Below are 2,759 nucleotides of genomic sequence, written 5' to 3' on the forward strand. Positions count from 1 at the left end.
AGACGACGGAGGGGGACGAGGCAAGGCATCAAGCACTTCCCCCTCCGGCGCTTCGCGCCACCTCCCCCCCTAGGGGGAGGATCTACAGCGTCGCCCTCTCAATCCCGCTTCGGCGCGTAGCTCAGCCGGCACACCGTCCAGGCCTCCTCACGCGCCATCTCGAACTTGCCGCCCAGCTGCTGGGCCATGGCGCGGACGATGCGCAGGCCCAGGCTCTTGGACTGGGCTGGGTCGAAGCCCGGCGGCGGCCCCGCGCCGTCGTTGCTGACGGTCAGAAGGTGGGTCAGGCCCGACTGGTCCAGCACGACGCGGACCTCCCCCTCCCCCGCCTCGCCGAAGCCGTGCTCCAGGGCGTTGTTGAAGCTCTCCAGCATGACCAGGGTCACGGGCGTGGCCTGGTCGGGATGCAGGGGCTGTTCGCCGCCGTCGATCGCCAGCCGCACCCGTGCGCCGGCCGCGGCGGCGGCGCTGGCCAGCAAGGCCTCGGCGAAGACGCGGAAAGGCACAGGCTCGCCGGTGCGGTTGTGCAGCTCGCGCTGGATGCGGGCGATGACCTCGATGCGCTCGCCGGCCTGGGACAGGGCATGACGGGCGTCGGTGTCGGTGATCCCCTGGCCCTGCAACCGCAGCAGTGCGCCGGCGACCTGCAGGTTGTTGCTCACCCGGTGGTGCAGTTCGCGATAGAGCAGGTCGCGGCTCTCGGCCAGCTCCCGATACCGTTCGCGCTCGCCCTCCAGCTGGTCCAGCGCCTTGCGCATGCCGTCGATGAAGAAGATGTCGACCGCCACCACGAAGGCGTAGAAGGCCAGGGCCACCAGCACCGTCATGTCGAAGCTGAAGCCCATATAGGGCGGGATGAAGAAGTACCAGGCGGCGGCGCCGCTCAGCGCCGCGCACAGGATCCCGGGGCCCAGGCCGCCCAGATAGACGGCGACCACGATGGCCGGGAAGAACGTCACATACGGAAAGCCGGGCGGGAACACCGCGTTCAGGCCAAAGCGCAGCAGCACCGCGAAGACCGACAGCGCGACGGCTAGGCCGTAGCGCGCGGTGATATTGTCCCTGATCCTGCGGCGCAGATCCAAGCGCTTGTCTCCCCGTCCCTGCGTCGGTGCTGGGCCTTTCAAGCGGCGCCGTCAAGCCGGCAGCCGACATAGGGCGAACCATCCTCGGCTGCACGGCGCACCCTTAAATTGAGACAGTGACGCTGGACCGCGATACCGTCGATCAACAGCAAGGGGGAACGCCTGATGAAACTCACGATCCTGTCGCTCGGCCTGGTCGGCGCGCTGGCGGCCGGTCCCGCTCTGGCCGCCGGTCCGACCTGCGCGACGCCCGACTTCGCCAAGCAGGCCAAGGCCCTGGTCGACGAACGGGTCAAGGACGGCCGTTTCAGCGGTTCGGTGCTGGTCGCCAAGGACGGCGTCCCGCTGCTGCGCGAAGGCTTCGGCGCGGCCAACCGCGAATGGGACATCGCCAATACGCCCGACACCAAGTTCCGGCTGGGCTCGATCACCAAGCAGTTCACCGCCACGGCGATCCTGCAACTGGTCGACGCCGGCCAGCTCAGCGTCGATGACCCGATCTCGAAGCTCTATGCCGAGGCCCCGGCGGCCTGGGCCAAGGTCACGATCAAGCACCTGCTGACCCACACCTCCGGCATCCCCAGCTACACGGCTATTCCGGGCTACTTCGTCAACGACGCCAAGCTGCGGCAGACGCCCGAGGCGATCATCAAGCTGACCCGCGACAAGCCGCTGGAGTTCGAACCGGGCAGCAAGTTCGCCTACGACAACACCGGCTACATCCTGCTGGGCTATGTCATCGAGAAGGTGTCGGGCCAGCCCTATGCCGATTATGTCGCGCACAACATCTTCCGGCCGCTGGGCATGAAGAACAGCGGCTACGACGTCGCCAGCCAGATCCTGCCCAAGCGCGCCGCCGGCTATCAGCCCGGCAAGGACGGCTGGCAGAACGCCGACTATCTGGACATGAGCGTGCCCTATGCCGCCGGGTCGCTCTATTCCACCGTCGATGACCTGCTGATCTGGGACCGCGCCCTGGCGACCGGCAAGATCCTGACCGACGCTTCGCGCAAGGCGATGTGGACCGACTACGGCAACCACTACGGCTACGGCTGGGCCATCGGCGAGCAGTCCGGCCACGCGCGGATCATGCACGGCGGCAGCGTCAACGGCTTCTCGACGGCCATCAATCTCTATCCCAAGGACGGGCTGGCCGTGGTGGTGCTCAGCAACTTCATGGCCGCGCCGTCCGACACGATCGCCGGCACGCTCGCGGGCCTGTGCCTGGGGACCTGGCAACCGCCCAAGGCCGTCGCCGTGCCCATCGCCGTCCTGGACCGGTATGTCGGATCCTATCAGCTGACCCCGATGATGGTCCTGAGGGTGTTCCGCGAGGGCGACCACTTGGTCACCCAGGCCACCGGCCAGCCGCCGGTCCCGATCATCGCCACCGGCCCGAACGCCTTCTACGCGCCGGGACCCGACGCCAAGCTGGTCTTCAAGCAGGCAGGGGATGCAGCGGCGACCAGCGTCGTCCTCACCCAGCGCGAGCGCGATCGCGAAGCGCCTCGGATCGCGGACAAGCCCTAGACAGCAAAAGGCCCCGGAGATTGCTCTCCGGGGCCTTCGCATTTCCTAGCAGAAGCTAAGACCGGTCGATTACTCGACGATCTTGGCCACGACGCCGGCGCCGACGGTGCGGCCGCCTTCGCGGATGGCGAAGCGCAGGCCTTG

Annotated in this window: 3 protein-coding genes; 1 reads left to right on the forward strand and 2 read right to left on the reverse strand. The window is 67.9% G+C overall.

All coding sequences use genetic code 11. The annotated features are described in order from the left end of the window. Nucleotides 1-98 precede the first annotated feature (98 nt). Nucleotides 99-1,085 (reverse strand): sensor histidine kinase, encoded by a 987-nt coding sequence (locus AC07NF_RS26110; protein ID WP_494633258.1) that lies wholly within the window; start codon nt 1,083-1,085, stop codon nt 99-101. Between the two features lie 165 nt (nt 1,086-1,250). Between AC07NF_RS26110 and AC07NF_RS26115 the strand changes: the two genes are divergently transcribed. Then, entirely contained in the window at nt 1,251-2,615 is a 1,365-nt protein-coding gene (locus AC07NF_RS26115; protein WP_494633259.1) for a serine hydrolase, read from the forward strand. Nucleotides 2,616-2,684: 69 nt separating this feature from the next. On the opposite strand, the gene AC07NF_RS26120 is transcribed toward AC07NF_RS26115, so the two are convergent. Beyond that, nucleotides 2,685-2,759 (reverse strand): EF-Tu C-terminal domain-related protein (locus AC07NF_RS26120; RefSeq protein ID WP_425991018.1); only part of this gene is annotated, 75 nt, incomplete at its 5' end.

It is taken from the genome of Caulobacter sp. GW821-FHT10A06, assembly GCF_059415805.1.

Excerpts from the sequence above, each read along its gene's own strand:
- AC07NF_RS26115 (WP_494633259.1), top strand. The coding sequence starts at position 1,251 with ATGAAACTCACGATCCTGTCGCTCGGCCTGGTCGGCGCGCTGGCGGCC.